Below are 26,791 nucleotides of genomic sequence, written 5' to 3' on the forward strand. Positions count from 1 at the left end.
AAACTAACTGAATTATGAAAAGCTCGACGACGCTTGACCCCGTGCTTAAAAATGCGCCCAAGGCCAAGCGTCGTCGTTCTTTTTCTAAGCGCGATCGCCTCACCCTTGGGATATTCATTGGGATCCCGACCTTTTTACATGTTGCCTTGGTCTGGTTTCCAGCAGCCGCAACCATCTATCTATCCTTCACGTATTGGACCGGTATCCACATTGGTGATATCCAATGGGCCGGGTTAGCCAACTACGAAAACATTTTCTTTAATACACCCATTTTCTGGGACGCGCTCCGGGTCAATGTCGTTTGGCTGATCTGGTTTGGCGCGATAGCAACACCGCTGGGTATTTTGCTTGCCTACCAAATTGACCGCGAAATTAGAGGCAGCAAGTTTTACCAAGCTGCTTATTATTTGCCGGTTGTCTTGTCTTTGGCGGTCATCGGTGTGATCTGGAACTTCTTGCTACGGCCAGACGGATTGGTAAACGGTCTTCTTGGGCTGGAGATCAGTGAGGCCGTTTCATTCTTTGGCGATGATCGCTATAACATTTGGGTGATTTTGACAATGGCCTCGTGGCGACACATCGGTTACATCATGCTTTTGTATTTAGCTGGCCTGAAGGCTGTGGATGCCTCTCTGCGAGAAGCTGCTTCCATCGACGGTGCAACAGAATGGCAAAGTTTTCGCAAGGTGGTGTTCCCGACGATGAAGCCGGTGAACGTCATCGTGATTGTGATCACAATCATTGAGTCGCTTCGCGCATTCGATTTGATTTACATCATTTACGGCTCGTCCGGCGGCTTGCCGATTCTCGGTGTGCTGGTATTTCAGAACATCGCGGGTGAGGGAGCCTCTATGAAGGGCGCCGCCTACGCAGTAATTTTGTTCTTGCTTTCGATCGTTCCGATCATCGCTTACCTCCGTGCGCAGTTCAAGGAGGACATGAAGTGAGTGTGATTGAAGGGAGGTCAGAGAACAGGGCGGAAAAGAAGCTTTCCAAGGAACAGGAAAGGCTAAAGAAAGTAAAGGACGCCCAAAAAGTTAAGGATCGAATCATTTCGGTCTTCATCGGCTTCTTTGCGATTGCTTGGCTCTTCCCGATCGTTTGGACCTTTTATTCATCGCTTCGGCCATATAAGGAAATTCGTGCCGGAGGCGTGCTGTCCTTCCCCAAGGTATTGAACTTTGACAACTACACCTCGGCTATTAGCCGAATGGAACTTCCGACTTATTTCTTCAACACCGCGCTGATTACTTTGCCGGCTGTGTTTCTGATTTTGCTCTTGGGTTCATTGATGGCTTTTGTTGTGACGCGGTATTCATTTAGGGCCAACGTTGCTCTATTGCTGCTATTTACGGCGGGAAACCTGCTTCCACCGCAGCTGGTATTTATACCGGTGTTCAAGATGTACTTGGCAATAGGTGACTTAGTTGGAGACCGAAGGTTTTTGTATGACTCGCCCTTGGGTGTGATTTTGATTCACGTTGCTTTCCAGATGGGGTTCGCTACCTTTGTTTTGAGTTCTTACATGAAGACGATTCCCAAGGAAATTTCTGAGTCGGCACTTGTTGATGGCGCTTCGGTATTCACCCACTTTTTCAGGGTCATGCTGCCACTTCTAAGGCCACCACTTGCATCTCTCGGAGTCTTGATGACCACCTGGATCTACAACGATTTCTTCTGGGCACTGGTTTTGATGTCCACTGACTCCAAGCGTCCGATTACATCGGCACTTGGAAGACTGACTGGCGAATTCGTGACTGACTACAACCTGCTGGCCGCTGGGGCGATGATTGCGGCTCTGCCGACCATGATCGTGTTCTTTGTGCTTCGAAAGCAGTTTGTGTCGGGCCTGACTCTCGGGGCCACCAAAGGCTAACGCAGCTCCATTTAGAGGTGTTTCTAAGGTCTATTGGTAACTAACACCTGTTCATAGCCCCGAAGTACGAAACTCTGTCTTCTAACTGGGGTCTCTGCAAGTTTGAGCGAGCCAAATCGCTCAATAAGCCTTGGAAGCGAGATCGCCATTTCCAGTCTTGCCAGTGGCGCACCGATGCAGAAGTGAATTCCCGCACCAAAGCCAATGTGGGGATTCGGGTTTCTGGATAGGTCTAATTTATCCGGGTCTTTGAAAACGCGCTCATCCCGGTTGGCGCTTCCAAGAAGCGCCGCAATTTTCTGGCCTTCTAGAATCTCAACCCCACCAATGTCGGTGTCCTTGGTTGCGGTGCGCTCAAATAAGTGAAGCGGCGCATCGAATCTAAGAAACTCGTCAACGGCCGTGTCAGCCAGGCCGAAGGGGTCGGCGTTTAGAATCGCTAGCTGCTCAGCATCTTGCAGGGTCGCGACCATGCCGTTGCCGAAGCCGTTGACTGAAGCTTCGTGTCCGGCGTTTAGAAGAAGAACGCAGGTTGCAATAAGTTCGTGGGCATTCAGTTTCTCGCCCTCTTCTTCGACTTGGGCCAGCTCGCTGATCAGATCTGTACCCGGGTTTTTCTTGCGCTCAAGCATTAGTTCGTGAACGTAGGAGGCAAACTGGATAGAGGCGAGTTTCGCTTCGTCTCTGTCAGTGTCGCTCGGGCTTACCTCATACATCTTTACAATCGACTGGGACCAGGGCCTAAGCAGGTGCTCATCGGCCACCGGGAAGCCCAGCAGGAAGGCAATTACCTTCACTGGAAGCGGTTCGGCATAGTCGCCAATCAGGTCAAACTGGCCGGTCTCGTTGTGTTTTTTTACTGCTTCATCTAATAACTCTTTGGTGATGCGTTCAACATCGGGCCTAAGGCTCTCAATCTTTTTCGGGTTGAACGCTTTCATCACTAGGGAGCGTAACCTGGAATGCTTGGGCGGCTCGGAGTCAAGTATTGAATCGGAGTGAAGCCAGTTGAAGGTTTCCCATTCGCTAGATGGTGCGTTTTCCTCGAAGATCCGGCCGAGGTCACGGTTTCTGAGAACCTGACTCGCGTCCTTGAATCCGGCTGCGAGAAAGGTGCCGGTTTGCTCATGCCACTGCGGTGCTCCCTTTTCGCGCAGAAGCTTAAGGGCCGGGTATGGGTTGTCTATGAAATCTGGAGCTGTTAGATCAATCATTGGGATCAAGCTTTATTTGGTCGATTCCTAGGCGTTCAGCCTCGAATTTATTGATTTTGTCATCGCTTGGGTAGCCAAGGGCGATTCCACAAAGTAACTTGTAGTGCTTTGGAACTTTGAATTCTTTCCTAACCGGCTCGGCCCAGAGTGCGCTGGCCCCTTGAGCACAAGTGCCAAGACCGTGGGCATGAGCCGAAAGCATTAGGTTCTGCATGAATAGCCCGGCATCAGACACCGAGTACTCGCCAAGGCCTGAGTGAGTGAATATAAACAGTGAGACCGGAGCCCCAAAGAAGTCATAGTTTCGCCCCCATTGTTCCTGACGCTTCTGGCTGTCCTCACGCTTGATGTCCATAAACCCATACAAGTCAGCGCCAACCTTTTGCTGCCTAGGCTTTAGATCTTTAGGGTAGGGGCGAAAAACCTTGTAGTCAGACTTGGGCAGTCCATAGCGAGTGATAAAAAGCTTGAGCTTGCCCGAGATGCCGGGCTTCAATGCTGCCGACGCCGCCTGCCACCGGTTTAGAAACTCTTTTGAAATCCGGTCTCTGCGGTCACCGGATGCAATACCGACCATAAAAGGCCTGGTATTTGACCAGGAGGGCGCTGTCATGGCATCGGTTAGCAGGATGTCTATGAGTTCTTGGGGGACAGCTTTTTCCAGAAAATCTCGAGTGGTTCTTCTGCCCGCAACGAATTGTTGCCAGTCTGCTGGATCGATGTTTTTTCGCACTCGCTTACATTAGCTGTAGTTGGCGAAGAAGCTAGGTGCCAAGGCGCCAATTAAAATCATGAGCGGCATCAATGTCACTAGGACAATGATCTGAATGAGATCCCAGTCTATTTTTTTCTTAATCATTCACTTCTCCCTTGAAATGCGATTCTGAAATTTATTGGAGAAAAAGAAACGGCGCCAGGAATGTTCCTGGCGCCGTTTCTTGATTTGGTGCTAACTACTTTGAAACTTCTTCTTTGTACTCGGACTTCTCAAACTCAGCGTCGTCAGCAGCGCTCTTGATACGAGCGATGGTGAAGATCATTAGGCCGAATAGGCACTTAGCAAGGATGTCCGCGATGGTGTAACCGGCTTCGCGAAGAACGAATGACGTCTCGTCGAATCCGGTTGCATTCATGCTAGCGATGAACGCGATTGGGTAAACACCCCAGGTTGCAAGAAGAAGGAGACGTAGTTCCTTGATCTTCTTTACAACCCCGGCTGGCTGACGGTCAAGGCTCTTGCCTAGCTCGACGAACAGTACGTAAAGGATGTATAGGAATGGAATGGTTGAAAGCAAGCCCCATAGTGATGCGTCGCCTTCATAGAAAACGTTTAGCTGTGCATCTCCTGGGTAGCCCAAGCCAATCATTAGTGCGGCTGCAGGAACGAGCTTTACCAACATCTTGGTCTGAACTGCGCGAGCCAAAGCCAAAACAGCAATGGTCTCAACCAGTAGTAGTGGAACTGTTAGGAACCAGTCGATGTAGCGGTAGCCGACGTTGTAGACGACTCCCTCAACTGCTTCAGGTCCAAACGATTCATTGAAGCTGTCAAACATTCTGAAGTAGTGGTAGGCGGCAATTGCAGTAACTGTTCCCGAGACCATTACGGCCATGCGGTAACGAGGCAATACGCGCTCACGTGCTACGAACAAAAATATGGTGGTGAACAACATGCTCGCGATACCCAGCGAGAACAGGTTATAAAGGAGGTTGTAGCCCTCATAGCTCATAACTTCATTCATTAGATTTTCCCTTTCGATTTTCTTTTATTAAAAAGTCCGCGACACGCAAAATTTCGACAGACCAGTATGTCTAAGTCTATCGAAACTGCACATCAATGCGCACTTCACAGAGTCATTACAACAGATTGTTGTCTGTGAAACTCCTGAAAAGTATAACGTTTTGGTAACGGAGATTTTGCTTCAATTTTGACTAGTAGCCCAGCTCCAAGGTACCGCTCTGAAGCTCCTTGGGAAAGCCCGTGAAGAAGAACTCGACAAGCACCGGACCCTTGGGTAAAAGGGTTACTTCTTGAGTCATGCCCTCGATGATTTTGCCCTTGTCGGACCTGAGCAGAAGCCTTAGTTCGCGAGTTCCCTCAAGCCGGCCGTGGTTCACAAACCTCAACTGGACATTGGTTCCCCACTCGCTAGCCACTATAAGGTAGGGCTCCGGAGTGGTTACCAACTCTAGGCCGGCTAGCTTGTCTATGGGAGCGCAATCGTTCAGCTGGCAATAGTCAATCTGATTCGGATCAAGCTGTGTGATTTGGATTCTTGGGGCAGCCTGCAGAATCCAGTAGCTAACTAGAGAGATGACCATGACCGCGGAAATTACAACACTGAGGACAATTGACCACCGCTGGCCGGTGGTGGTGGTTAGCCACGGTCTCTTCATTGTTGTGCGCTTTCTAAAAAAAATAATCTACTGCCTCGCCGCCCTCAGATAACCTTGAGCACTGGAGATGATATGAAAATTAGCAAACAGGTTCAAGAAGCACTGAATTCCAACGGTCCCGTAGTCGCACTTGAGTCTACGATTATTTCTCACGGTCTTCCCTATCCCAGAAATATCGCCGCTGCTAGAGAGTTCGAGCAGCAACTGATTGATGCCGGAGTAGTTCCGGCAACGATCGGCATTATCAACGGCGTTCCCACAATTGGTCTTAGTCAAGATGAGCTAGAGCAAATAGCCAGTGAGGGCACAGCCAAGTCTTCGGTCCGGGATCTTCCCATCATTGCGGCCAAAGGAATCAACGGTGCAACCACTGTTGCGGCTACCGCTTTCCTGGCAGCCAAGGCCGGTATCAGGGTATTTGCAACCGGCGGGCTCGGTGGCGTTCACCAAGGGGCAAATGAGACCTTTGATGAATCAGCCGACCTGACTACCCTCGCGACTTGCCCGGTGGTAGTTGTCAGTGCCGGAGTTAAATCTGTTCTAGACATTTCAGCGACGCTCGAAAGACTCGAAACTTTGAGTATTCCGGTGGTTGGTTACAAAACTACGAACTTTCCAAGCTTCTGGCTCCCAACAAGCGATTACACCTTGGACTGGAGTGTGAACTCAGCCGATGAAGTGGCAGCGATAGTTTTCCAGCAGCAAAAGCTCGGCTCTCTGGCGGCACTATTGATTGCCAACCCAGTTCCAGATGATCAGGCCTGGAATAAGGCTGATCACGACATTGTCTTGGAAAAAGCATTCGCCGCTGCGAATAAAGCCGGCGTTCGAGGAAAACATGTCACGCCCTTTCTGCTTGATTTCATAGTCGGGGCGTCCAATCAAGCCTCACTTGAAGTGAACTTGTCACTGGTTAGGAATAACATCTTGGTAGCTGCGGAGATATCCAAGGCCATAGCACTTGGAGGGATTAATTAAAGCTCTAGTTGTTGGCGACATAATCGAGGATATCGTTGTGATGCCGATTGGCCAAGTTCAATCGAACACCGATAACGAGTCAAAACTTGTTGCGACTTCAGGGGGTTCAGCCGCGAACTTTGCGGTGTGGCTGGCCACCTTGCAGATTGAGACGCATCTGTTTGCCCGGGTCGGCAAGGGTGACGGCAAAAAGTTCGCCGCGGAATTCAAACTAAAAAATGTCACTGCACATTTGCAGGAGGATCAATCCCTCTCTACCGGCCGGATAGTAGTGCTAATCGATGGCGATAATCGCACTTTTTTCACCGACAGGGGAGCAAATCAGAACCTTGAAGTCGGCGTCATGCCTCTTGAGGCGCTCGGAGACTTCTTGTACATTTCCGGTTACACAGTGTTATCCATTGGAACCGAGGGAACTCAGAAACTAATGGCAATGGCAAAGGCCCACGGCATGGTGACCGTCTGCGACCCCGGAGGTGCCAGCTTCATCCGAGACTACGGAGCGAAGTATTTTCTAGAAGCAATCGAGGGCGCGGATGTAATTTTTCCAAATCTTGAAGAGGCGCAGGCGCTGACGGGCGAGGATTCACCGGCCCGCGTTGCGGACGCTCTTCATGAAAAGTTTCCGCTTGTAGTTGTGACACTGGGTAAAGATGGGGCGTACGTCAGAAACCCCACAACCGCGGAGCTGGTTCCTGGAGTCGAAGCGAAGGTTGTCGATCCAACCGGAGCCGGCGACGCATTTGCCGCAATGTTCATGCGCACCATTTTGGATGGAGACGTGAAGGTGACAGAGGCTGCAAAAGCGGCCTGCGCGTTCGCAGCTGAAGCAATGGAAGTAATCGGCGGTCAGCCAGGCTTAGCCGAATCCAACTAAAGACCTTGTTGCTAGTGCCCCTTTGGGTGCCAGACGGTCTTAGTTTCCATCAGGTCAAGAATGTGCTGAAGTGAGCCCGTTGCCCCAGTTCTTGAGTAGCTGCCTTTGCGAATTACTCGCTTTAGATTTTCAGCAGCCAGCATTTCAAGCTCCGCAGCGTTCGAGGTGCCTTCTAGGTCGATAGCGTTGACATCCAAGTGAGAGGCGAGCCAGCTTCCGAGTTCACTTGCATTCCCGGTGAGAATGTTTACTACTCCTCCCGGCAAGTCAGAGGTTTCCAGCACCTCAGCAAGTGTCACGGCGCAAATCGGCAACGTTTCTGATGAGATGGCAATTATCGAGTTACCGGAAACTATCGCCGGGGCGATTGTGTTCACCAGGCCAACCAAAGAGCTGTCTTGAGGCGCGAATGCCGCGACAACTCCAGTTGGTTGATTGGTTGAAATATTAAAGAACGGCCCAGCAACCGGGTTCATGTTGCCTGCAACCGCATCGATTTTGTCGGTCCAGCCGGCGTGCCATACCCAGGAGTCAATTGCGCTGTCTACTTCTTGGTTAGCTTGCTTTTCGTTTTGGCCAGTGAGCTCGCGAATTTCAGCGACGAACTGCTCGCGCCTGCCTTCAAGCATTTCGGCGATTCTGTAGAGAATTTGTCCACGATTATAAGGTGTTGCGCCAGCCCAGCCGGATTGAGCGGAGCGAGCGACAACCACTGAGTCACGCACGTCTTTTCTAGATGCTTTCGCAACGTTTGCCAGGAACACGCCCTTGTGGTTGTTCACTATGTACACTCGGCCCGATTCAGATCGAGGAAACTTGCCACCGATGAAGAGTTTGTAGGTTTTCTTTACTTCCAAGCGCATTAGTTTGATCCCTTCAAATAGCTAAGCAATCCGTGACGGCCGCCCTCGCGGCCGTAGCCGGATTCTTTGAAGCCACCAAATGGGCTGGCTGGGTCGAACTGATTGAAAGTGTTTGCCCACACCACACCAGCGTTTAGCTGATCGGCCATCTTCAGAATCCTTGAACCTTTTTCGCTCCAGACACCGGCGCTTAGGCCGTACTGAGAGTTGTTGGCCTTGGCTACGGCCTCGGCGGGAGTCCTAAAGGTCATGACAGATAGCACCGGCCCGAAGATTTCTTCTCTGACAACGGTATTGGCAGGTGAGACACCCGTGATGATTGTTGGCGCATACCAGAAGCCATTTTTTGGAATTACGCAGGAAGGGGCCCAGGCTTCGCCGCCTTCTTTTACTCCCTGCTTTACCAAGCGGTCAATCTTCGTGAGTTGTTCCTTGGAGTTAATTGCGCCGATGTCGGTGTTCTTATCCATTGGGTCACCCAGACGAATGTTCTCCATACGCGCTTTTAGCTTTTTGATAACGACGTCTTGAACTGACTCTTGAACCAGCAATCTGGAACCGGCGCAGCAGACATGGCCTTGGTTAAAAAAGATGCCGTTTACTATGCCTTCGACTGCTTGGTCGAGAGCGGCATCCTCAAAGACAATGTTGGCGGCCTTGCCGCCAAGTTCCAAAGTTGCCTTCTTATCGGTGCCGGCAATTTGCTTGGCAATTATTCTTCCGACGTCAGTGGAGCCGGTGAAGGCAATCTTGTTGACGTCTGGGTGACCGACCATCATGGCTCCGGTGTCGCCATAGCCAGTGACTATGTTCACGACACCGTCTGGCAGTTCTGCCTGTTGGCAGATTTCTGCAAACAACAGCGCTGTCAAAGGGGTTGTTTCGGCAGGCTTTAGAACAACGGTGTTACCGGCGGCAAGTGCCGGAGCAATCTTCCACGCCAACATCATCAGCGGGAAGTTCCAAGGAACTATCTGCGAGACAACTCCGTGGGCCCTTGGGTTTGCACCTAGACCCGCGTAGTCAAGTTTGTCGGCCCAGCCTGCATAGTAGAAAAACCAAGATGCGACCAATGGGATATCAACGTCGCGGGTTTCCTTGATCGGCTTGCCGTTATTTAGAGTTTCGGCAACCGCTAGTTCGCGAGAGCGTTCTTGGATAATCCTTGCGATTCGGTAAAGGTATTTGCCTCTGGTAGCGCCATTTAGCTTGCTCCAGGTTTTCTCGTAGGCAGTACGTGCTGCTTTCACTGCCGAATCGACATCTTTTGCTGTGCCGTGGGATACCTCAGCCAGAACCTGCTCGGTCGCAGGGTTGATGGTGCTGAAAGTGTTTGCAGGCTTGGTGAACTTGCCACCAATGAAGTGGCCGTAGGAGGCTTGAAACTTCACTAAGTCTTTGGATTCTGGTGCTGGCGAGTAATCAAACATGTTGGCTCCTAGTCCACGCTCACGTAGTCACGACCGGAGTAGTGACCGGTTGTTAGTTTTTGTCGCTGCATCAAGACATCGTTTAGCAAGCTAGATGCACCAAATCGAAAGTATTTTGGGGTGAGCCATTCTTCGCCAGCGGTTTCTTTGACCACTACCAGGTACTTGATAGCATCTTTGGCAGTTCTAATTCCACCGGCAGGCTTCACCCCGATTTGAATTTTGGTCTGGTCAAACCAGTCTTTCACCGCCTGCAGCATCAGGAGCGTAATTGGCAGCGTCGCGTTGACACTTACCTTTCCTGTAGAGGTCTTAATGAAGTCAGGGCCGGCAAGCATTGCAAGATAGCTTGCGCGCCTTATGTTGTCGTAGGTTTCCAGTTCGCCGGTTTCAAGAATCACCTTTAGGTGCGCGCGGGTTCCATCTTTTCTCAGGCAGGCTGCCTTCACGGCGAGAATCTGCTTATAAACCTCTAGGTAGTTGCCTGACAAAAAAGCACCGCGGTCAATCACCATGTCGATTTCATCTGCCCCTGCATTAACCGCATCCTTGGTGTCAGCGATTTTGACCGGCAAGCTTGCGCGTCCGGAAGGGAATGCGGTTGCTACTGCAGCCACGTGAATTTTGTTTTTGCCAAGTGCTTCTTTGGCATGTTTGACCATATCTCCATAGACACAAATGGCTGCCGGCTGCGGGGTGGTTAGATCAGTTGGGTCTGGAGTAATCGCCTTCAGGCAGAGGCTTCGGACTCGCTCTTTGGTGTCGGCGCCCTCGAGAGTTGTCAGGTCCATCATCTGGATTGCCATGTCTAGCGCCCAAGCCTTAGAGGCGGTTTTAATTGACCTGGTTCCAAGGGATGCGGTACGAGCTTCCAGTCCAACCTTGTCCACGCCAGGCAACGAGTGCAGCCAGCGGCTAAGGCTCTGGTTGGTAATCCTTGAGCCGACAACGGCTTCGGGGTCAATAGTTGGCAAAATCACTCCTTGATAACCAAATGAGCCTATCGGTTATAGCTCGAAAGTGGCTCCAGTTAGTTCCTCGCTGAGCTCCCAGAGCTGCTTCATCAATCCGAGATCTCGAGACTGCTTGGTGCCCTTTATCAGTTTCGGCTCACCCCAGAGCTCTTGGGCTGGGCCGATAAATTCTCCACCTACTAGATGGGCTTCGACGGTCGCCATTATTTGTGATCGGGCTCCCTGCTTGGCATTCTGTGCAAAACGATCGAAGCGATTCGGGAAATTATCCTGTAGTCCGGTCATGGCCCATCCTGGATGCGCGGCGATGGAAATGACCTTGCTCCCTGATTGCTTGGTTCTCAGATCAAGCTCCCTCGCGAACAAGAGGCATGCCAACTTGGTGTCGGCATATCGCTGCCAACGATCGTACCTTTTCTGGTCTGAACCTTTTAGTTGCTCGAGGCTCATCGATTGAAGCTTGCCCCTTCTGTGTACGGTGCTGGACAGCGTGATCACTCTTGGCTCATCGGCTTTGACTAACTGCTTCCAAAGTGCCTTAGTCAAAACAAAGTGGCCCAAGTGATTGATTGCCATCTGAGACTCGATTCCATCCACGGACAAACTAAAGTCCGGGCCCATCACTCCAGCATTATTCATAAGAACATCAATCGGGTCGGAAAATGTACTGGCGAACGAGCGAACCTCATCAAAATTCGCAACGTCTAAAACTTGGCTAGTTATCTTCGAGTGGGGGTATTGCTTGGCGATCTCCTCGCCTGCTTTTTCGAGTCGGTCTTTGCCGCGGGCAGTCATTATGACATTGAACCCCAGGGCGGCAAGCTCCTTGGCGGCCTCCAACCCGAGTCCGCTGCTTGCGCCTGTTATCAGTGCTGTTTTATTTTTGGCTGGCATTTATTTGCAGGCTGCCTCTCGATTAGTTTTGCTCGTCACTCTGAGCTTTCATTATTATGCCTTGAAACTTCACCGCAGCAATAGGCTTGAGGTTCTGTCCAATTTGAGGTGTTAGTTGACCAAGGGTTCATCGATTACCGTTCGTCTCGGTGTGGGGCAGATTATTACCTGGGGATCTTCTTTCTACTTGCCGGCGATATTGGCTGTTCCAATTTCGGCCTCACTTGGCATTTCGACCCAGGATTTCTTTTGGGCTTTCACTCTGTCACTGCTGGTCTCTGGCTTCCTAGGACCCCAGGTTGGACGAGCGATTGATCGTCTTGGGGGCAGGGCCGTTTTGCCCTTCGGAAGCATTGCTTTTTTTGCAGGACTGAGCCTGCTATCGGTGAGCACGAATCAAGTCATGCTTATCTTGGCCTGGTTGCTAATTGGCATTGGCGGGTCGATGGGAAATTACGACTCGGCCTTCGCAACTGCAGTTTCTTTCTTTGGCAATAAATCAAATCGAGTAATAGCGGGCATCACGGTGTTTGCCGGCTTTTCCTCCACAATTTCTTGGCCACTTACCAGCTATCTTGAGCAAACAATTGGCTGGCAGCAGGCAGTATTTTTCTGGGCCCTCATGCACCTAGTCATTGCACTCCCGCTCAACCTCGGCATCCCAAGGACTGAACCTAAAGAGGTTCCAACAACCACCGGTCCGATTCGGAAGATAATAAAAAACCGATTCCGGTTTGACGTACTGCTCGTGCTTTTTGCCGTGATGTTCGCTCTCGAGGGCTTCATTGTTTCTTCGGTGAACACCACCCTTCCGTTTTTGCTCGGGGAATTGGGCGCCAGCTCCGAAGTTGCGCTGCTTGCGGCGACAATCCTTGGGCCTTCTCAAGTGCTGGCAAGGGTGCTGATTTTGGTTCCTGGAAAAATCATGACGCCGATGCGCGTGGCCGCGCTGTCGATTGCTGCTCACCCAATTGGGGTTGTCTTGATCTGGATCTTCGGAGTGAACGCCCTAATTCCGTTTGTGATTCTGCATGGCATCGGAGTTGGATTGAATCCGTTCATTAGGGGTTCGCTGCCGCTTTTGTTTTTTGGGACCGAGGGCTTCGGTCAACGTCAGGGCTACATCATGATGCTGAGCAAAATGGTGTCGGCACTTTCGCCCTCGTTGCTGACACTCTTGGTGTTGGCAAACGTGCAATCGGCAATCGGTCTCACCTTCGCCATGGGCGTCTTGGCTATGGGACTGCTTGTCTGGCTAGGTGCGATTCACAGGGTCAGAAATAAGGCTGCGCTAGATGCTAGCGCTGCATCAAGTCTTGAGGGTTAGCACTCTCCACCCATTTGGACAGACCGGCCCAGTGGCCCCAGCCCTGATCAAATGAAAAGTGTCCTGCCCCTGGAAAAATTAGCGGCTCTAGATTGAGTGCAGGTGCGTAGATGCCGACACCTCTGGGAAGCCACTGGTCATCATCACTTGCTATCACAGTCAAGCTCTTTGCCCACTTATGAGCGCTCGCAGTTAGTTCTGGGTCATCCAAGTCAAGAGGCGAGCCTTTTATCTCATCGGTCTCAGAAAGTTTGTTTGGGTCCGGCGGTGCTACAAGCAGCACTCGATCAAAGGGCGTATCAAATAGATTATTTTTTGCAGCGATTAGCCAATTGGTAGTCCCAAGTGAATGACAAATAGCTATTTTTTCGCCGCCTTGAACCTCATCCATCATGTTGGCTTCTTGGCGCAACAGCTCCTGCCACGTGTCAGTACTGGGGGTGTCAGGGTCTGGGAACTGCGGGTACCAAACTTGATTTCCATTATTTCTTAGCTCCGCTGCAGCGAGCCTTGCCCAGTGACCAGAGGGCCGTATGTTGGTCCAGCCGTGGTGGATCAGAACTTTCTTCACAAATGCATCTTTCCACAAAACCCGAAAGAGAACCTGATCTAATCGTCTAGTTTCCGGCCTTGAGCCGCAACGAATTAGCAACCACCGAAACGGATGAGAATGCCATTGCTACGCCAGCGAGCATTGGATTCAGTAGCCCTAGGGCCGCAACCGGAATCAGAACTATGTTGTAGCCAAAAGCCCAACCTAAATTCTGCAAAATGTTTCGGTAGGTCCGCTTTCCGAGCTTGAGAGCAAAAGCAATGGCGCGCGGGTCATCATCCAAAATAGTGATGGCGCTTGCGGCCTGTGCCGCGTGGGCTCCGGAGCCCATTGCGATGCCAACGTCAGCCTTGGCAAGTGCCGCCACGTCGTTGATGCCGTCGCCAACCATTGCAACTGGCTCGCGATAGGCCGACAGCAATTCCAGCTTGCCCTCCGGGGAGACGTGTCCTTTGAAGTCAGTTATGCCCAGTTGTTCTGCAACTTCGCGAACTCGCTCCGGGTTGTCCCCGGAGACTAGGTAGGGGCTAAAGCCAGCGGCTTTTAGCTCATCCATTGCTTGCTTGGAGGTTGGCCTTGGCTTATCGGAGAGTTCGATGAGTCCGCGGGCAACATTGTCCCAGGCCACAACAACAAGAGTGTTTGGACCGGCATGTTCAAGAGCTTCATCCAGCTCGGCTTGGTTTTGATAGCTTCCGGGTTTTTCAACCGAGACCATCACGGAATCAACTTGTCCCGTGAGTCCGTTTCCAGCGACTTCGATGACATCGGTTGCGACAAGATCGTGTGGGGTTTCGGCTATCGCTTTAGAAACTGGATGCTTGCTGGTCACTGCGACCGCCGAAGCTTTTTCTAACATTGCCTCGGCGCTGACACCTGACAATCCGGTGGCTTTGATGATGGCAAGCTTTCCGTCGGTAAGTGTGCCGGTCTTGTCCAAGAAGACATGCTTGGTCTTTGCAAGCAAGCGAAGTGAGTCGGGGGTTCTTACAACCACGGCTTTTTTGGTGCCGATGCCGGTGGCAACCACCAGGCTCATCGGCACGGCAATCCCCAGAGCACATGGGCAGGCAATCACTATTACAGAGATGGCCGCCTTGATGGCGATGTCCTGTTCTCCGAGGAAGAACCATATCAAGTAGGTGGCAATGGCGATGAGAATCACCAGCGGCACAAATATCTTTGAGATCGAATCGGTTAGGGATGCAAGTTTGGATTTCTGTGCAGTTGCTTCTCGAACTAGGTCTGCGATCTTCGCAAGCCTTGAAGAGGAGGAGACCGCCATTACTTCAATTTTTATTTCACCCTGCAAGTTTGTGGTTCCAGCCGTTACTAGCTCGCCGGTTTGCAAGTCCTTTGGCAGTGACTCTCCGGTGAGCGTAGAAGTGTCGATTGACGCGAATGCTGAGAGCAGTTTTCCGTCGGCTGGAATCGCCTCACCGGCTGAAACCAAAACAATCATTTGCTTGCGCAAAGAGCTAGTCGCGACATTTTCGCGCTTACCGTCGATTTCCACGGTTGCTGTTTCAGGAATGGCGCTCAGCAGTGCTCGAACTGAGTCAGTGGCGCTTTTTCTTGCCCTTACCTCTATGTATCGGCCGAGTAATACAACCGATGGCACAACCGCAGCGGTTTCAAAGTAGGTGTGAGTGTGGCCGGCGAGAATCAGATAAACGCTGTAGCCGTAGGCGACGCTAGTGCCAAGCGAAACAAGCGTATCCATGGTCGCATCAAAGTGGCGAAGGTTTTTTATAGCCGCTGTGTGGAATGGCCAGGCCACATAAAAAATCACAACGGTGGCAGCAGCCCAAACTATGTAATTACTGTGTTGGAATTGGAAACCGGGAACCATGGCCAGAAGCACCGCTACCAGCGATGCGACTCCACCGGCAATAAGACGAGGCTTCAGGGTTTTGAGTTCAGACTTTCCAGTGCCAACCCGGTAGCCGGCGCTTTCAACTGCGTCGGCAATCACGGAAGGATCCAGCGGGTTGATTAGCTGGAGGTGAGCTTTTTCGGTGGCAAAATCTACGTATGCACTGACTCCATCCAGCTTATTTAGATTCTTCTCAACCCTCCTGGCGCAGGCGGTGCAGGTCATGCCCTCGATTTCAATATCGAGCAATTCAACACCTACCAAATTGGTATCAGGCATCGATTTTTGCGAATCCCACTGCCTGGTAACCGGCTTCTTCAACGGCTTCTGTGAACTGCTCATCGGTAATATCGCTCGAGGTAACCACTGCGGTGCCGCTCGAGTGATCGACCTTTACGCTCTCAACCCCTTCGAGGGTGGCGATTGCATTAGTGACACTCATCTCGCAGTGTCCGCAAGTCATTCCGGTAATTGTTATTTCAGTTTTTGACATTGCTCTCCTTATTATTAGTTGCTGATATGGATGCTCATGCGAACAGCTGTGCTATCTGGCTCCAGCGTGTTTTATTCAACGAATACCAAATCCAAGTGCCTCGACGCTGTTTTTCAACTAACTCAACTTCTGCAAGTTTCTTGAGGTGGTGACTAATTGTTGGCTGGCTAAGTCCCAGCGGACCCGTTAGGTCGCAAGCGCAGCTTTCCTGGAGATCAGCTTTGGCGATCAGGGCCAAGATCTGAAGTCTGGTTGGGTCGGCAACCGCCTTCAGCAGCGCAGAGATGTCCTCAGCCTTGGCTCTTGCCATGGGCTCCGCGGTGCTGGATGGCGCGCAATCTGCGAGCGTAAGTAAATTTTTATTCATCTTCTATTCACCCTATACATCGATACACGTCTATAAATTCCCGAATGTCTGCTATAAATAGACAACCATCTATAAACCAATCCCAACTCTAGTTCAGAAAGTCGAACAAAACCATCACTAAATCGCAAAGTACAGCCGCAAAAATGAGTAAGTACCTGGCCGAGTTGCTAGGGACATTCCTTATTGTCTTGACCGTGGCAGGCGCCGGTCACATGGTCTTTTTGCTGGGGGCCGACGAGACGGTTGGGCTAGCGGCAATTGCCGGAGCAGTGGGACTTGTTTTGTTTGTTGCAATCAGCATGTTCCAATCCATCAGCGGAGCTCACTTCAACCCGGTGGTAACCATTGCTTTCGGGATCAGGAGGCAAATTGACCTCAAGACCGGTTTTGTCTACGTTGCTATGCAGCTATTGGGAGCGTTCCTGGGCGCAGTGGTCGCAAACCTAATGTTTGGTGTCTATGCAGTAGCGGCAGGCACTGTCCAGCGACTAACTACTCAGACTTTCGTTGGTGAGATTGTTGCCACAGCTGGGCTACTGCTAATTGTGTTGTTGTTGGTTGATCAAGAAAAGCTGTCCTTGATCGCTCCCAGTATCGGAGCCTGGGTTGCCGCTGGCCACTTATTCACTTCCTCTACCTCTTTTGCAAACCCGGCCGTGACATTTGGTCGAGCCTTTACTGATGCTGTTACCGGAATCAACTTCGCGTCGGTGCCCGGTTTTGTAATTGGGCAACTAATTGGCGCGGGAGTCGCGCTGACCTTGTTCTATTTTCTATCCACCAAGAAGGAGCAAAATGTCTAAGCCAATTTCATCGGTGATGTTTGTTTGTGTTCACAACGCCGGTCGTAGCCAGATGGCAGCTGGCTACCTTTCCCATATGGCGGGTGACCGAGTTGAAGTCAGGTCGTCAGGAACAATGCCGGCTGACAAGGTCAACCCTGCGGTTGTCGAGGCGATGCTCGAGGAGGGTATCGATATCTCCAGCAACACCCCGAAGGTTTTGACCGATGAAGACGTCAAGGCGAGCGATTACGTGATAACTATGGGTTGCGGCGACGCTTGCCCGTTTTATCCAGGCAAAACCTACTTGGACTGGGTGCTTACGGACCCAGCCGGTCAGGGAGTCGACACTGTGCGCCCCATACGCGATGAGATCCGCGGACTAGTTGAAAGCTTGATTGCTGAAATAGACAAGAAACTGACTCGCTGAAGTAACCGAGGGCGCTTTCCGAGCGACTTAGCGAATACTCGCCGCTCCTGATCCAGGTTTCTAACTGACAAGGATAAGAAACAAAGGGACGAGAAAATGGAGCGCAAAACTCGATGCCATGGCCAACTTGTCCGGCAGTCTGTAGGACCATCACCGAAGCGATCGATCTCGACCTGGAAACAGGCGTTCTGGTCGCGTCGCTATGTGATTTAGCGCCCGGCTCCCTGAGCTATGGGGCAATCAAAAGGATCGCGGGCTTGGAGACCCACGCGGTTGAGGTAGCTCACGACGATGCCGTAAGAGCGAACTAAGGATGTCTCCGTATAAGTGATTGAGCGCTCCAGGCAGTAGGCCTTGACCATTTTTGCCGCCTTGGCTAGGGCGGGGCGAGGCATATTGGGGAACAAGTGGTGCTCAATCTGGTAGTTGAGTCCGCCCATGGCAAGATCCATAGCAGTACCCCCGGTGATGTTCCGACTGGTCAGCACTTGACGGCGCAGGAAGTCGACTTTGACGTCTCGCCCAATGATGGGCATGCCTTTGTGATTAGGGGCAAAAGAGGCGCCCATGTAGACACCAAAGACAGCTAATTGGGTGACAATGAAAACGCTTGCTACCCCCCAAGGCATAAACCAATAGACCAGCCCAAACAGAATGATGTGGCGGGAAAGCAGCATCGTGATCTCGGAACCGCGAGCCTCAATCTTTTTTCTGGAGAAGGCGCTCTTGAAGCCCTGGATGTGGAGGTTGAGCCCCTCCAGGGTCAATAGAGGGAAAAAGAGCCACCCTTGCCGTTTCACGATTGCGCGCTGCAAACCGGTGGTGGTAGGGGCAATGTCTTCTCGGAACACGACGACATCGGACTCAATGTCAGGGTCTTTGCCCACTGTGTTCGGGTTGCCGTGGTGTCTAGAGTGTTTGTTCATCCACCAGGAGTAACTAATACCCACCACCAGGTTCGCAATAATCCGCCCCCAGATGTCATTCGAGCTGCCGCTAGCAAACACCGCCTTGTGGGCCAATTCGTGAGCAAGAAAAGCAAATTGAGTGAGCACGATTGCCAGTGGTGGCGCAAGAGCAACGCTCCACCACGAGGATCCCAAGAAAATCATGCCGGTGACGGTCATGCCGAGAACGACAGTGAGTATCGACGCAAGCACGCCGTAGTAGCCATGGCGCCTACGTAATAAACCGGCGGACTTAATGCTCTTCATCAATCCAGCAAAGTCTGAGGTGTAAGGGTGCGCGGCGGGATCAATTCGAGAAGGACTGTCGCTGCTTCGGTCAAGTGTTGGTGACATGGAGACTCGTCTCAGGTATCGGGGCTTCTCAGGATACAAGACGCTCACACCGCCTCGATATCCTAAAGCTAGAGCGTCTTCCTGTGTTTTAGCTGGAGGAAGTCAGGGTTTCACATAGTATCCGTGACGCAGCTAAGACCTGGGCGCTCAAGCCGGTTCTCCCCGACTGGGTTTAGCGCAAGCTGATGTCAGTAGAGTCAAAAACTTCTCATTGACAAACTAGTAAGGGTTACCTAACCTATTCAGAGCGGCGGAAAATATGCGCTGAAAACAGAAGGAACCCTAATTGCTCAAAAAGACACTTGCTCTAGTAGTAGCCGCGGTAGCGGTAATTTCAGTTTCCGGCTGCACGGCAGAAGCAGCGCTACCGGATAAATCCTCCATCGTCGTTTACGCAGGCAGAAGCGAAGCTTTGATTCAGCCGATTGTCGATCAGTTCACCTCAGACACTGGTATCGCCGTCGAGGTTCGATACGCAGGAAGTGCCGAGCTCGCGGCTCAGCTCTTGGAGGAGGGGCAGAACTCTCCCGCGGATGTCTTTTTCGCTCAGGATGCTGGAGCTCTCGGAGCCGTCGCTAAGGCCGGCCTCCTTTCAAAATTGCCAGATGAAATTCTGGGACTTGTTTCTCCTCAGTACTCAGCAGCCGATGGCAGCTGGGTTGGAGTCTCCGGGCGAGTGAGGGTGTTTGTTTACAACCCCGACAAAGTGGCCAATGTGCCTAGCTCGGTTTTTGATTTAGCGGCGCCAGAATGGCAGGGCAGAATCGGAATTGCCCCAACAAATGCGTCCTTCCAGGCGTTTGTTACCGCCATGCGCGTTCTTCACGGTGAAGACAAGACTCTCGAATGGCTTCGGGCTATGAAGACCAACGGCGTGATCTACGAGAAAAACTCTGCGATCTTGGAGGCCGTTGAAAACAAGAGCGTGGATGCGGGCCTTATAAACCACTACTACTGGTTCGCCATGGGTAGGGAAGTTGGCTTCGAGAACCTCACTTCACGCTTGGGTCAATTCCAAGCTCGAGACGTTGGTAACCTAATCAACGCTGCTGGAGTTGGAATCGTTAGCGACTCAAATGCAGCCAGGAGTTTTGTGGAGTACCTGCTAAGTCGCACAGGCCAGCAGTATTTTGTTGACGAGACCAGTGAGTATCCACTGATTTCCGGGATCGAAGCTGGAGTCGACCTGACCCCGCTGGATCAAATACCGGCTCCAGATATCGACCTTAGCGATCTAGATAGTCTTGAGGAGACACTCAAGTTGATTCGGGAGGCTGGGCTTATTTAGCCAAGGACTGATGCGTAAACCACCGGCACTGCTAGTAGCTTTTGGGGTTAGTGCTGCCCTGTTGGCTGTTCTCCCAATCGGCTATTTGGTGCTTCGGCTCTTCGAGGGCTTCGATAGGGCCCTGGTTGAGCTGCTGCGACTAAGGACTCTTGAGCTTCTGGGCAACACGATTTTATTGGTGGCCGCAGTTTCAGTAAGTGCTTTGGTGCTGGGGTTTGCGCAGGCCTGGTTGACTACCCGTTCAAATTTGAAATTCGCATCGGTGTTTGCAGTGCTAGCTGCACTGCCGCTCGCGATTCCTTCCTACGTAATGGCTCTTGGATACATCTCGCTCTTTCCCAATTTCTCAGGGTTTTTTGCCTCGTGGTTGGTTCTTACTCTGGCCACCAGCCCCTATGTGTTCTTGGGGGTCACCGCGGCCTTGGTGAGAATCGATACTGCGAGCGAAGAGGTGGCCAGAACACTGGGTCTCGGTAGGTTTCAGGTATTGCGCCGCATCACTTGGCCGCAGGTCCGACCTGCGGCGACGGCCGCGGTTTTATTGGTGGCACTCTATGTCCTGAGTGAATTCGGAGCCATTGCGCTTTTGCGCTATGACACTTTCACCAGGGCCATCTATAACGCTTATCGAGGGTCTTTTGACAGAACTTCCGCCGCTGCTCTCGCACTTGTTCTTCTAGTCATCACCCTTATTGTCATATGGTTTGAGCGTCGTTATCGAGGTGTCTACCTTGCAAACACAAAGGCACTTGGCAAAAGAGTCAGGGTTGATTTGGGCTCTTGGTCTTGGGTTGCCATGGCTGGACTCACTTTGGTCGCAATAGTCAGCGTTGGTGTTCCAATCCTCAGTCTTATAGTTTGGAGCGCCCAAGGAAGTGCGAGCCTGAATCTAACGATGCTGCTCGATGCTCTTTGGGGTTCGGTGCGCTTGGCTCTCATATCCGGATTAGTGATTGGGGCTTTTGCCACCGCAGTAGCGCTGTGGGCTGTTCGGTACCGGACCAAGCTAGGCGTTTTCGTGGAGACCGTTACCTGGGCAACACATGCGCTTCCGGCCGTCGTAGTCGGCCTGGCGCTGGTGTTTTTTGGGGCGAACATCACGCCTTGGATTTACCAAACAACCTGGATGCTGGTCATCGCCTACATGATCTTGTTCCTACCCAATGCCTTGGCAGCAATCAGCACCCCAATTGCCCAAGTTCCTAGAGACCTAGAAGATGTTTCTCAGTCACTTGGAGTTCCGGCCAACCGAACCCTATTCAAAGTGGTCTTGCCAATTGCATTTCCGGGGATCATCGCTGGTGTCGCATTGGTTGCATTAACTGTGCTGAAAGAATTGCCCGCAACTTTGTTATTGCGACCGACTGAAACCAACACGTTGGCGACCAGGCTGTGGGGCGCAACCGAAGACCTTGCTTACTCCCAAGCGGCACCATATGCTCTGCTTCTGGTTATCATTGCCGGGTTACCCGCGCTCGCGTTGAATGCTCGGGCCAGGAAAGCACTATCGGAGGTTCGAGGCTAATGGCGACTCTGAACCTACGCGGCGTAAAAAAGTCATTTGGTGATTTTGAAGTCTTGAGTGGCGTTGATTTGCTGGTAGAGGATAAAGAACTGGTTGCGGTTCTTGGTGCTTCTGGGTCTGGCAAGTCCACTCTGCTTCGATTAATCGCAGGTTTTGACAAACCAACAGCCGGAACAATCGAGTTGGCGGGAAAAGAAATTTCTAGCGTCACCAAAGTCATGGTTCCGGAAAAACGAAACATAGGGATTGTTCCGCAGGATGCGGCTCTTTTCCCTCACCTCAGCGTAAGTCAAAACATCGGCTTTGGATTAGCTGGCTGGTCTTCAAAAGACAAAGCGGGGCGCGTGAACGAGCTGCTAGAAATTGTTGAACTCTTAGGATTTGCGGACGCAAGTCCTGACAAGCTTTCCGGCGGACAGGCTCAACGCGTGGCCCTAGCGCGAGCTCTGGCTCCGAGACCAGCGATTGTGTTGATGGATGAGCCTTTTAGTGCGCTAGATGCCGAGCTAAGAACCAGACTCCGGCTGGATGTAAAGGCCATCCTGCAAAATCAGGGGGCGACTGCGATCTTAGTTACCCATGACCAGGAAGAGGCGCTGTCACTGGCGGATCGCGTGGCTGTACTGCGCAGCGGTCAGATAGTTCAGGTTGGTTCTCCGACCGAGATTTACAACTCACCGGTGGACATAGGCATCGCGACTTTCCTGGGAGACGCGGTTCTGATTGACGGCGAAGTAAAAAACGGCAGGGTGGTAACTTTGCTGGGCGCCTTGAACCCGCTGAACAAAGTCACTGAGGGTCAAGTTGGTCGAGTGGCAATCAGGGGAGAAAATTTCTATTTGCTCCCAAACCCAAAGGGCGAGGGCGAAGTTATCGGTCAAGTTTTCTTTGGGCACGATGCCGTGGTTGAGGTCGTGACCAAGGGCCTAAAAATTAGAGCAAGATCCAACGGGCCCTTTGCCCCGGAGGTTGGAATGAAGGTTTCAGTTTGGGTTCGCGGTTCAGTGAATTTTTACCCCGTTTAAACTGACAGTTTTCCATAAGTTTCGACAAACTCACAGGTACCGGACAAGCTCTGCCACTAGGCTCGGAATTGTTTTTAGGGCAGCTTCTTTTGCTGTTAGTCATAGGAGCGATGGAACTTGAATTGGTTTGATGCGCAAGAGATAATCTCTGCGTTTGGCGACTGGGCCGCAGTTGCTGTTGCGTTTGTAATTTTCATTGAAACCGCCTTTATTTTTACATCCATTTTGCCCGGCGACTCCCTACTGTTTTTGACCGGATTAACTCTCGCAAACTCGGAATCTTGGCTTCCAGATTGGGCAGGTTTCCTGCTTATTTGGACCACGGCTTTCTCTGGGACCCAGGTGGGCTATTGGATTGGCGCCAAAATCGGGCCGCCCTTGATAGCCAAGGAGCGCAAGTTCATTTTGAACAAGGCGACACTCGATAGAACTCATGAGTTTTTCGAAAACTACGGAGCTAGGGCAGTGGTTTTAGCTAGATTTGTGCCGATTCTGAGGGCTCTGATTCCAATGCTTGCCGGTATCTCCAAGATGGACTACCGAAGATTCACCAAACTAAATCTCATTGGCGCCACGGCTTGGGTCGTAGTTTTCATGGTGCCAGGCTATTGGTTGGGTGGTTTTGATATGGTCAAAGAAAACCTAGAAATTACCGTCCTGCTTATTGTCGTCGGCACCACGATGTTGCTGCCATTGGAAGTTCTAAGAGACCGACTGGTGAAGCGACACAAAGTTAGAAAAAGTCAGTCGGGCAAATAGCCGCCCTGCCATCAACCAGTTTTTATCTAAAACTTCTAAGATTATCCAAATGCGCTCACTCAGACTCTCTGTTGTCACACTCATCGGCCTTCTGGTCCTCACCTCATGCCAGGCAGCTGAGCCAGTGCCAGCCATAACCTCCACAGCTCCGCAAGTAACAGTTGAGCCGGAACCGGAACCCGTGTACCAAGCGGCTCCGCTAACCGGAGTTTCATACCTTGAGGGCGAGAATCTTTATCTAGCCATGCCGGCAGTTTCGGCAAAGATTGACAACACTTACTCTGGTAGGCCGCAACTGGCGCTAAACGAGGCTGACATTGTGTATGTGACTCGGGTTGAGGTGGGTCTCACCAGGCTCCTACCGGTTTGGCATTCGAGGATGCCAGAGGCAATCGGGCCGGTTCGATCAGTTCGACCGGTCGACGCATCCATAGTCGATCCATTCCACGGGATCTTTGTTTTCTCGGGTGGCCAGGCTCCTTTCAAGTCGGCGGCAAAAAGCACTGGCCTCGTTATCAGCGATGAAGACACTGAAATGAAGAACGAGACCTACTATCGCGAGTCCACAAGAAAAGCGCCTTGGAATCTTTATTTCAGTGCGCGAAAACTACAGGGCCTCTATGCAGCTGAACAGGCAGTGCCTCAGGCAGGTTTCGAATTTGATGCAATTCCATCGGCCGTGTCTCAAGGACTCGCAGCAAAGGGGCTAAGCGTTAAGTATCCGCAGTTGAAATCAGTTTGGGATCTTGGCACCGCTAAGTTCGATTGGGCCGAACCACTGCAAGTTGCTTGGCTTCGAACTCAAGATGGAACCCCTCACACGCAATTCGGCGGCGATCAGGTGGCAGCTAAAAATGTGGTGGTCCTAGAAGTTGTCCATGATCTAAGTTTTGTGGATCCAAAATATGGCGCGATTCCAAAGGCCAAGCTTGTCAATAACGAGGGCATAGCCCACGTCTTCTCGGATGGCTACTACCTGAAGGGTTCTTGGTCCAAGGGAGAGAGTGAAGACCCAATAATCCTCACCACCGCATCCGGAGAAGTTCTGAAGCTAGCAATTGGAAACACCTGGGTTGAGATGATGGATGTTCCAAAATCGGTATTGAAAATTTCTTTGACCGAGCCTGCCACCGAGTAACGCTGTGCGCGGAGTAAAGAAGAAAGACCTACCCGAGAAGATCTGCCTACGTTGCGGCCGACCAATGGTGTGGCGCAAGTCCTGGGAAAAAAATTGGGATGAAGTTCGCTACTGCTCGGAAAAATGTAAGCGCACAAAATAGTTAGTTATAAGGACTTGGTGTATTCCTTTAGCCATTCCTTGAGATCTGGCCCAATATCCTCGCGGTCACTCGCGATCTTGATGGTTGCCTTTATGAAATCGAGCTTGTCCCCAGTGTCATAGCGACGACCAGTGAAAATAACACCCCTTACACCGCCGGCAATTTCCGAGTGCTTGGCGGCATACTGCAGGGCATCGGTTAGTTGAATTTCTCCACCTCGGCCGGGTGCAGTCCGCTCGAGAATTTGGAACATTTCCTGCCGAAGCACATATCTTCCAATCACTGCATAGTTAGATGGAGCGGTTCCCGGAGCCGGCTTCTCCACAAGATCAGTAACCATTACGCTGTCTGAATCTGTGGCGGTCACTGAGGCGCAACCGTAGAGGGAGATTTGCTCGGCTGGAACCTCCATTAGGGCAATGACGTTATCCCCGGTTTGCTGGTGAATTTCAAGCATGCGATTCAGTAGGGGATCCCTAGCGTCGATAATGTCATCGCCAAGCAGCACCGCAAAGCTGTGCTCGCCAACGTGGCTCTTGGCTCTCAAGATTGCGTGACCAAGGCCCAGAGGGTCGCCCTGTCGCGTGTAGTGAATGTCCGCCAGCTGGGAGGACTCTTGGACGCTAAATAATCTTTGCGCGTCACCCTTGCTGGCGAGTACCTGCTCTAACTCGGCTACTCGATCAAAGTGGTTTTCAAGAGCGTTTTTGTTTCTTCCGGTAATCATGAGCAAATCGCTGAGGCCAGCGGATACTGCCTCTTCGACGACGTACTGGATAACGGGCTTATCGACGATGGGAAGCATCTCTTTGGGCATCGCTTTTGTGGCAGGAAGGAACCTGGTTCCTAGGCCGGCTACCGGGATCACTGCTTTGGTAACTTTGTAGTCGGTGTTTTTTGCAAGGGTTTTCATAGCTAGAGCCTAGACTTTTTTTGAGGATTCTCTGAGCATTCGCACCTAGAATCTTGTAAGACCAACACTTCGAAGGGGACCGTTTTGAAATCAAAGTCACTGGCTCTTATTGCCGCGTTAGCGGTACTGCTCTCCACGGGCCTCTCCGCGAACGCAGCATCGAGCGAACCGGCCTATCAGGCCATCAACGCGCAGAGCGTTTGGGACCAAGGCTTTACGGGCGAAGGAACAACGGTAGCGATCATTGATCAGGGCGTGAATCTAAATCATCCCTATTTCGTTGGCCAAATAATCGATGGGTACTGCTTTGTAGAAGCAACCTCCAGCTTTCGATGCCCAAATGGCTCACTGGAGCAATCAGGCGTTGAGGCTGCTTCGCAGCGAAAAATCGGAAGCCAATTCTCAGCCGAGGACCATGGCAACATGGTGGCCGGAATTGTGGCTGGAAACCCTACCAACGAGGCACCTGGTGGCGTTGCTCCGGGTTCGGACATATTGATGGCAAATGTTGACCTTACGCTGAGCGGCATTTTGGCTGGATTGAGGTACGTGGACCAACGCAAGGAGGAACTGAACATTGTGGCGTTGTCCATGAGCTGGGGCGGCTACTTCACGGAGATTCCACGTGAATGGCTTCGTTGTGACACAAACCCCGAACTACAGCAGATGGCAGCAGTTCTCAGTTCTCTTCGCAAAAACGGAGTTATCCCTTTTGCTTCGGCCGGCAATACTCCAACACTTGACATCGCCACCTCACTTTTCCCGAGCTGCCTGAAGGATGCCGTGGCGGTTGGGTCAGTCAACCAGGCTAAGGACGTGTCCTGGTATGTGACCATGTCCGACAAGGTTGAGCTAGTGGCGCCCGACTATACAACCAGTGCGAATACTTTCAGTTACATCCGCTCATCTGGCACCAGTGCGGCAGCGCCCCTAGTTGCCGGTAGCTACGCTTTATTACGTCAGGCCTTCCCTAACCACGGCGCTGAGCAGGTTTTGTCGGCAATCAAGGCATCTGGAACGCCCATCAATGATGTGATCCGGAAGAACATACCGATGATTGATCTAAGAGCCGCTTACTTGTTGCTCTCAAACACAGCCGCTGGGGCAGTCATAGCCCCACAGGCCTCAACAGGGCAGGTTCTCAACGTGGGAACCTTCAACGGCAAAATTGTGGTCTATGCAAAGGGCTACAAGGGCCAAACTCTGTCATGGAGAATTGCCGGCAGGTGGCAGAAAGTGACCGTGACCAAGGACTACCAAGCCTTTGATCGCCTCACCTCGGCGACCGGGCTGACGGTGAAGATAGATCTTTATCTCAATGGGGTAACCCCGGAGGCATTTTCTAAAACGGTAATTACCAAATAGAGGC

At 51.6% G+C, this 26,791-nt stretch carries 28 protein-coding genes; 14 read left to right on the forward strand and 14 right to left on the reverse strand.

The window, feature by feature from the left end; genetic code table 11:
• The first annotated feature begins 14 nt into the window (after window positions 1-14).
• Window positions 15-947, forward strand: coding sequence for a carbohydrate ABC transporter permease (locus ABXT50_RS00590; protein WP_415274258.1), 933 nt, complete (start codon window positions 15-17; stop codon window positions 945-947).
• Complete coding sequence (locus ABXT50_RS00595; RefSeq protein WP_415274259.1) at window positions 944-1,876, forward strand: carbohydrate ABC transporter permease; 933 nt, start codon at window positions 944-946, stop codon at window positions 1,874-1,876. Before ABXT50_RS00590 ends, ABXT50_RS00595 begins: the two co-directional genes overlap by 4 nt.
• A 23-nt stretch (window positions 1,877-1,899) precedes the next feature.
• Here ABXT50_RS00595 and ABXT50_RS00600 read toward each other — a convergent pair whose 3' ends face one another.
• The 4 genes from ABXT50_RS00600 to ABXT50_RS00615 all read right to left on the reverse strand — a co-directional run bounded on the left by ABXT50_RS00600 (window position 1,900) and on the right by ABXT50_RS00615 (window position 5,487).
• Window positions 1,900-3,090, reverse strand: coding sequence for a cytochrome P450 (locus ABXT50_RS00600; protein WP_415274260.1), 1,191 nt, complete (start codon window positions 3,088-3,090; stop codon window positions 1,900-1,902).
• A complete protein-coding gene (locus ABXT50_RS00605; protein ID WP_415274261.1) occupies window positions 3,083-3,823 on the reverse strand; it encodes a nitroreductase in 741 nt (246 codons plus the stop codon). Before ABXT50_RS00605 ends, ABXT50_RS00600 begins: the two co-directional genes overlap by 8 nt.
• Before the next feature lie 220 nt (window positions 3,824-4,043).
• Window positions 4,044-4,832, reverse strand: a complete 789-nt coding sequence (locus ABXT50_RS00610; RefSeq protein WP_415274262.1) for a bacteriorhodopsin-like — start codon at window positions 4,830-4,832, stop codon at window positions 4,044-4,046.
• A gap of 190 nt (window positions 4,833-5,022) precedes the next feature.
• Complete coding sequence (locus ABXT50_RS00615) at window positions 5,023-5,487, reverse strand: hypothetical protein (RefSeq protein ID WP_415274263.1); 465 nt, start codon at window positions 5,485-5,487, stop codon at window positions 5,023-5,025.
• A gap of 72 nt (window positions 5,488-5,559) precedes the next feature.
• Here ABXT50_RS00615 and ABXT50_RS00620 point away from each other — a divergent pair, with 72 nt between their 5' ends.
• Together ABXT50_RS00620 and ABXT50_RS00625 are read left to right on the forward strand one after the other, a co-directional pair.
• Window positions 5,560-6,465, forward strand: a complete 906-nt coding sequence (locus ABXT50_RS00620; RefSeq protein WP_415274264.1) for a pseudouridine-5'-phosphate glycosidase — start codon at window positions 5,560-5,562, stop codon at window positions 6,463-6,465.
• Window positions 6,449-7,342 carry a carbohydrate kinase family protein gene (locus tag ABXT50_RS00625; protein ID WP_415274265.1) on the forward strand — a complete coding sequence of 298 codons (894 nt, stop codon included), beginning with the start codon at window positions 6,449-6,451 and terminating at the stop codon, window positions 7,340-7,342. The genes ABXT50_RS00620 and ABXT50_RS00625 overlap by 17 nt, the downstream gene beginning before the upstream one ends.
• 11 nt (window positions 7,343-7,353) lie before the next feature.
• Here the strand turns inward: ABXT50_RS00625 and ABXT50_RS00630 are convergent, their stop codons facing one another.
• The 4 genes from ABXT50_RS00630 to ABXT50_RS00645 are packed head-to-tail and all read right to left on the reverse strand — an operon-like array spanning window position 7,354 to window position 11,503.
• Entirely contained in the window at window positions 7,354-8,205 is an 852-nt protein-coding gene (locus ABXT50_RS00630; protein WP_415274266.1) for an aldehyde dehydrogenase family protein, read from the reverse strand.
• Window positions 8,205-9,635: an aldehyde dehydrogenase family protein gene (locus ABXT50_RS00635; RefSeq protein ID WP_415274267.1), complete on the reverse strand. Its 1,431-nt coding sequence runs from the start codon at window positions 9,633-9,635 to the stop codon at window positions 8,205-8,207. The genes ABXT50_RS00630 and ABXT50_RS00635 overlap by 1 nt, the downstream gene beginning before the upstream one ends.
• An 8-nt stretch (window positions 9,636-9,643) precedes the next feature.
• On the reverse strand, window positions 9,644-10,615 hold the full coding sequence (gene deoC, locus ABXT50_RS00640; protein ID WP_415274268.1) for a deoxyribose-phosphate aldolase: 972 nt from the start codon (window positions 10,613-10,615) through the stop codon (window positions 9,644-9,646).
• A gap of 27 nt (window positions 10,616-10,642) precedes the next feature.
• On the reverse strand, window positions 10,643-11,503 hold the full coding sequence (locus ABXT50_RS00645; protein ID WP_415274269.1) for an SDR family NAD(P)-dependent oxidoreductase: 861 nt from the start codon (window positions 11,501-11,503) through the stop codon (window positions 10,643-10,645).
• Between the two features lie 115 nt (window positions 11,504-11,618).
• Here ABXT50_RS00645 and ABXT50_RS00650 point away from each other — a divergent pair, with 115 nt between their 5' ends.
• Window positions 11,619-12,830, forward strand: a complete 1,212-nt coding sequence (locus ABXT50_RS00650) for an MFS transporter (RefSeq protein WP_415274270.1) — start codon at window positions 11,619-11,621, stop codon at window positions 12,828-12,830.
• On the opposite strand, the gene ABXT50_RS00655 is transcribed toward ABXT50_RS00650, so the two are convergent.
• From ABXT50_RS00655 to ABXT50_RS00670, 4 genes are read right to left on the reverse strand one after another with little or no spacing between them, the layout of a single operon-like run.
• Window positions 12,802-13,401: an RBBP9/YdeN family alpha/beta hydrolase gene (locus ABXT50_RS00655; protein WP_415274271.1), complete on the reverse strand. Its 600-nt coding sequence runs from the start codon at window positions 13,399-13,401 to the stop codon at window positions 12,802-12,804. The genes ABXT50_RS00650 and ABXT50_RS00655 overlap by 29 nt on opposite strands.
• A 46-nt stretch (window positions 13,402-13,447) precedes the next feature.
• Entirely contained in the window at window positions 13,448-15,508 is a 2,061-nt protein-coding gene (locus tag ABXT50_RS00660; RefSeq protein ID WP_415274272.1) for a heavy metal translocating P-type ATPase, read from the reverse strand.
• 22 nt (window positions 15,509-15,530) lie between these two features.
• Entirely contained in the window at window positions 15,531-15,752 is a 222-nt protein-coding gene (locus ABXT50_RS00665; RefSeq protein WP_415274273.1) for a heavy-metal-associated domain-containing protein, read from the reverse strand.
• A gap of 34 nt (window positions 15,753-15,786) precedes the next feature.
• Window positions 15,787-16,119 (reverse strand): ArsR/SmtB family transcription factor, encoded by a 333-nt coding sequence (locus ABXT50_RS00670; protein WP_415274274.1) that lies wholly within the window; start codon window positions 16,117-16,119, stop codon window positions 15,787-15,789.
• Between the two features lie 143 nt (window positions 16,120-16,262).
• On the opposite strand from ABXT50_RS00670, the gene ABXT50_RS00675 reads away from it, so the two are divergent.
• A complete protein-coding gene (locus ABXT50_RS00675; protein ID WP_415274275.1) occupies window positions 16,263-16,922 on the forward strand; it encodes an aquaporin in 660 nt (219 codons plus the stop codon).
• Complete coding sequence (locus ABXT50_RS00680; protein ID WP_415274276.1) at window positions 16,915-17,331, forward strand: arsenate reductase ArsC; 417 nt, start codon at window positions 16,915-16,917, stop codon at window positions 17,329-17,331. Before ABXT50_RS00675 ends, ABXT50_RS00680 begins: the two co-directional genes overlap by 8 nt.
• Before the next feature lie 209 nt (window positions 17,332-17,540).
• Here the strand turns inward: ABXT50_RS00680 and ABXT50_RS00685 are convergent, their stop codons facing one another.
• Window positions 17,541-18,545, reverse strand: a complete 1,005-nt coding sequence (locus ABXT50_RS00685) for a fatty acid desaturase family protein (RefSeq protein ID WP_415274277.1) — start codon at window positions 18,543-18,545, stop codon at window positions 17,541-17,543.
• A gap of 373 nt (window positions 18,546-18,918) precedes the next feature.
• Here ABXT50_RS00685 and ABXT50_RS00690 point away from each other — a divergent pair, with 373 nt between their 5' ends.
• The 6 genes from ABXT50_RS00690 (at window position 18,919) to ABXT50_RS00715 (ending at window position 24,509) form a co-directional block, all read left to right on the forward strand.
• The gene (locus tag ABXT50_RS00690) at window positions 18,919-19,920 is read left to right on the forward strand and encodes an iron ABC transporter substrate-binding protein (protein ID WP_415274278.1); all 1,002 of its coding nucleotides are present in this window, start codon (window positions 18,919-18,921) and stop codon (window positions 19,918-19,920) included.
• A gap of 10 nt (window positions 19,921-19,930) precedes the next feature.
• Window positions 19,931-21,445, forward strand: a complete 1,515-nt coding sequence (locus tag ABXT50_RS00695) for an ABC transporter permease (RefSeq protein ID WP_415274279.1) — start codon at window positions 19,931-19,933, stop codon at window positions 21,443-21,445.
• Window positions 21,445-22,470 (forward strand): ABC transporter ATP-binding protein, encoded by a 1,026-nt coding sequence (locus ABXT50_RS00700; RefSeq protein ID WP_415274280.1) that lies wholly within the window; start codon window positions 21,445-21,447, stop codon window positions 22,468-22,470. Before ABXT50_RS00695 ends, ABXT50_RS00700 begins: the two co-directional genes overlap by 1 nt.
• Before the next feature lie 117 nt (window positions 22,471-22,587).
• A complete protein-coding gene (locus ABXT50_RS00705) occupies window positions 22,588-23,229 on the forward strand; it encodes a DedA family protein (protein ID WP_415274281.1) in 642 nt (213 codons plus the stop codon).
• Between the two features lie 49 nt (window positions 23,230-23,278).
• A complete protein-coding gene (locus ABXT50_RS00710) occupies window positions 23,279-24,367 on the forward strand; it encodes a DUF3048 domain-containing protein (RefSeq protein WP_415274282.1) in 1,089 nt (362 codons plus the stop codon).
• 64 nt (window positions 24,368-24,431) lie between these two features.
• The gene (locus ABXT50_RS00715; protein WP_415274781.1) at window positions 24,432-24,509 is read left to right on the forward strand and encodes a DUF2256 domain-containing protein; all 78 of its coding nucleotides are present in this window, start codon (window positions 24,432-24,434) and stop codon (window positions 24,507-24,509) included.
• Window positions 24,510-24,513: 4 nt separating this feature from the next.
• Here the strand turns inward: ABXT50_RS00715 and galU are convergent, their stop codons facing one another.
• Complete coding sequence (gene galU, locus ABXT50_RS00720; RefSeq protein WP_415274283.1) at window positions 24,514-25,422, reverse strand: UTP--glucose-1-phosphate uridylyltransferase GalU; 909 nt, start codon at window positions 25,420-25,422, stop codon at window positions 24,514-24,516.
• Window positions 25,423-25,506: 84 nt separating this feature from the next.
• On the opposite strand from galU, the gene ABXT50_RS00725 reads away from it, so the two are divergent.
• Window positions 25,507-26,787, forward strand: coding sequence for a S8 family peptidase (locus tag ABXT50_RS00725; protein WP_415274284.1), 1,281 nt, complete (start codon window positions 25,507-25,509; stop codon window positions 26,785-26,787).
• Window positions 26,788-26,791 lie beyond the last annotated feature (4 nt).

The organism is Aquiluna sp. Uisw_065 (genome assembly GCF_047731275.1).
Lineage (GTDB): Bacteria > Actinomycetota > Actinomycetes > Actinomycetales > Microbacteriaceae > Aquiluna.

What these genes read in the sequence shown, in the direction of transcription:
- ABXT50_RS00685 (WP_415274277.1), bottom strand. Translation starts at nt 18,545, where the DNA reads ATGAAGAGCATTAAGTCCGCCGGTTTATTACGTAGGCGCCATGGCTAC.
- ABXT50_RS00630 (WP_415274266.1), bottom strand. Translation starts at nt 8,205, where the DNA reads ATGCGCTTGGAAGTAAAGAAAACCTACAAACTCTTCATCGGTGGCAAG.
- ABXT50_RS00680 (WP_415274276.1), top strand. Translation starts at nt 16,915, where the DNA reads ATGTCTAAGCCAATTTCATCGGTGATGTTTGTTTGTGTTCACAACGCC.
- ABXT50_RS00675 (WP_415274275.1), top strand. Translation starts at nt 16,263, where the DNA reads ATGAGTAAGTACCTGGCCGAGTTGCTAGGGACATTCCTTATTGTCTTG.
- ABXT50_RS00610 (WP_415274262.1), bottom strand. Translation starts at nt 4,832, where the DNA reads ATGAATGAAGTTATGAGCTATGAGGGCTACAACCTCCTTTATAACCTG.
- ABXT50_RS00635 (WP_415274267.1), bottom strand. Translation starts at nt 9,635, where the DNA reads ATGTTTGATTACTCGCCAGCACCAGAATCCAAAGACTTAGTGAAGTTT.
- ABXT50_RS00615 (WP_415274263.1), bottom strand. Translation starts at nt 5,487, where the DNA reads ATGAAGAGACCGTGGCTAACCACCACCACCGGCCAGCGGTGGTCAATT.
- ABXT50_RS00695 (WP_415274279.1), top strand. Translation starts at nt 19,931, where the DNA reads ATGCGTAAACCACCGGCACTGCTAGTAGCTTTTGGGGTTAGTGCTGCC.
- ABXT50_RS00620 (WP_415274264.1), top strand. Translation starts at nt 5,560, where the DNA reads ATGAAAATTAGCAAACAGGTTCAAGAAGCACTGAATTCCAACGGTCCC.
- ABXT50_RS00645 (WP_415274269.1), bottom strand. Translation starts at nt 11,503, where the DNA reads ATGCCAGCCAAAAATAAAACAGCACTGATAACAGGCGCAAGCAGCGGA.
- ABXT50_RS00715 (WP_415274781.1), top strand. Translation starts at nt 24,432, where the DNA reads ATGGTGTGGCGCAAGTCCTGGGAAAAAAATTGGGATGAAGTTCGCTAC.
- ABXT50_RS00590 (WP_415274258.1), top strand. Translation starts at nt 15, where the DNA reads ATGAAAAGCTCGACGACGCTTGACCCCGTGCTTAAAAATGCGCCCAAG.
- galU (WP_415274283.1), bottom strand. Translation starts at nt 25,422, where the DNA reads ATGAAAACCCTTGCAAAAAACACCGACTACAAAGTTACCAAAGCAGTG.
- ABXT50_RS00700 (WP_415274280.1), top strand. Translation starts at nt 21,445, where the DNA reads ATGGCGACTCTGAACCTACGCGGCGTAAAAAAGTCATTTGGTGATTTT.
- ABXT50_RS00600 (WP_415274260.1), bottom strand. Translation starts at nt 3,090, where the DNA reads ATGATTGATCTAACAGCTCCAGATTTCATAGACAACCCATACCCGGCC.
- ABXT50_RS00670 (WP_415274274.1), bottom strand. Translation starts at nt 16,119, where the DNA reads ATGAATAAAAATTTACTTACGCTCGCAGATTGCGCGCCATCCAGCACC.
- ABXT50_RS00665 (WP_415274273.1), bottom strand. Translation starts at nt 15,752, where the DNA reads ATGTCAAAAACTGAAATAACAATTACCGGAATGACTTGCGGACACTGC.
- ABXT50_RS00710 (WP_415274282.1), top strand. Translation starts at nt 23,279, where the DNA reads ATGCGCTCACTCAGACTCTCTGTTGTCACACTCATCGGCCTTCTGGTC.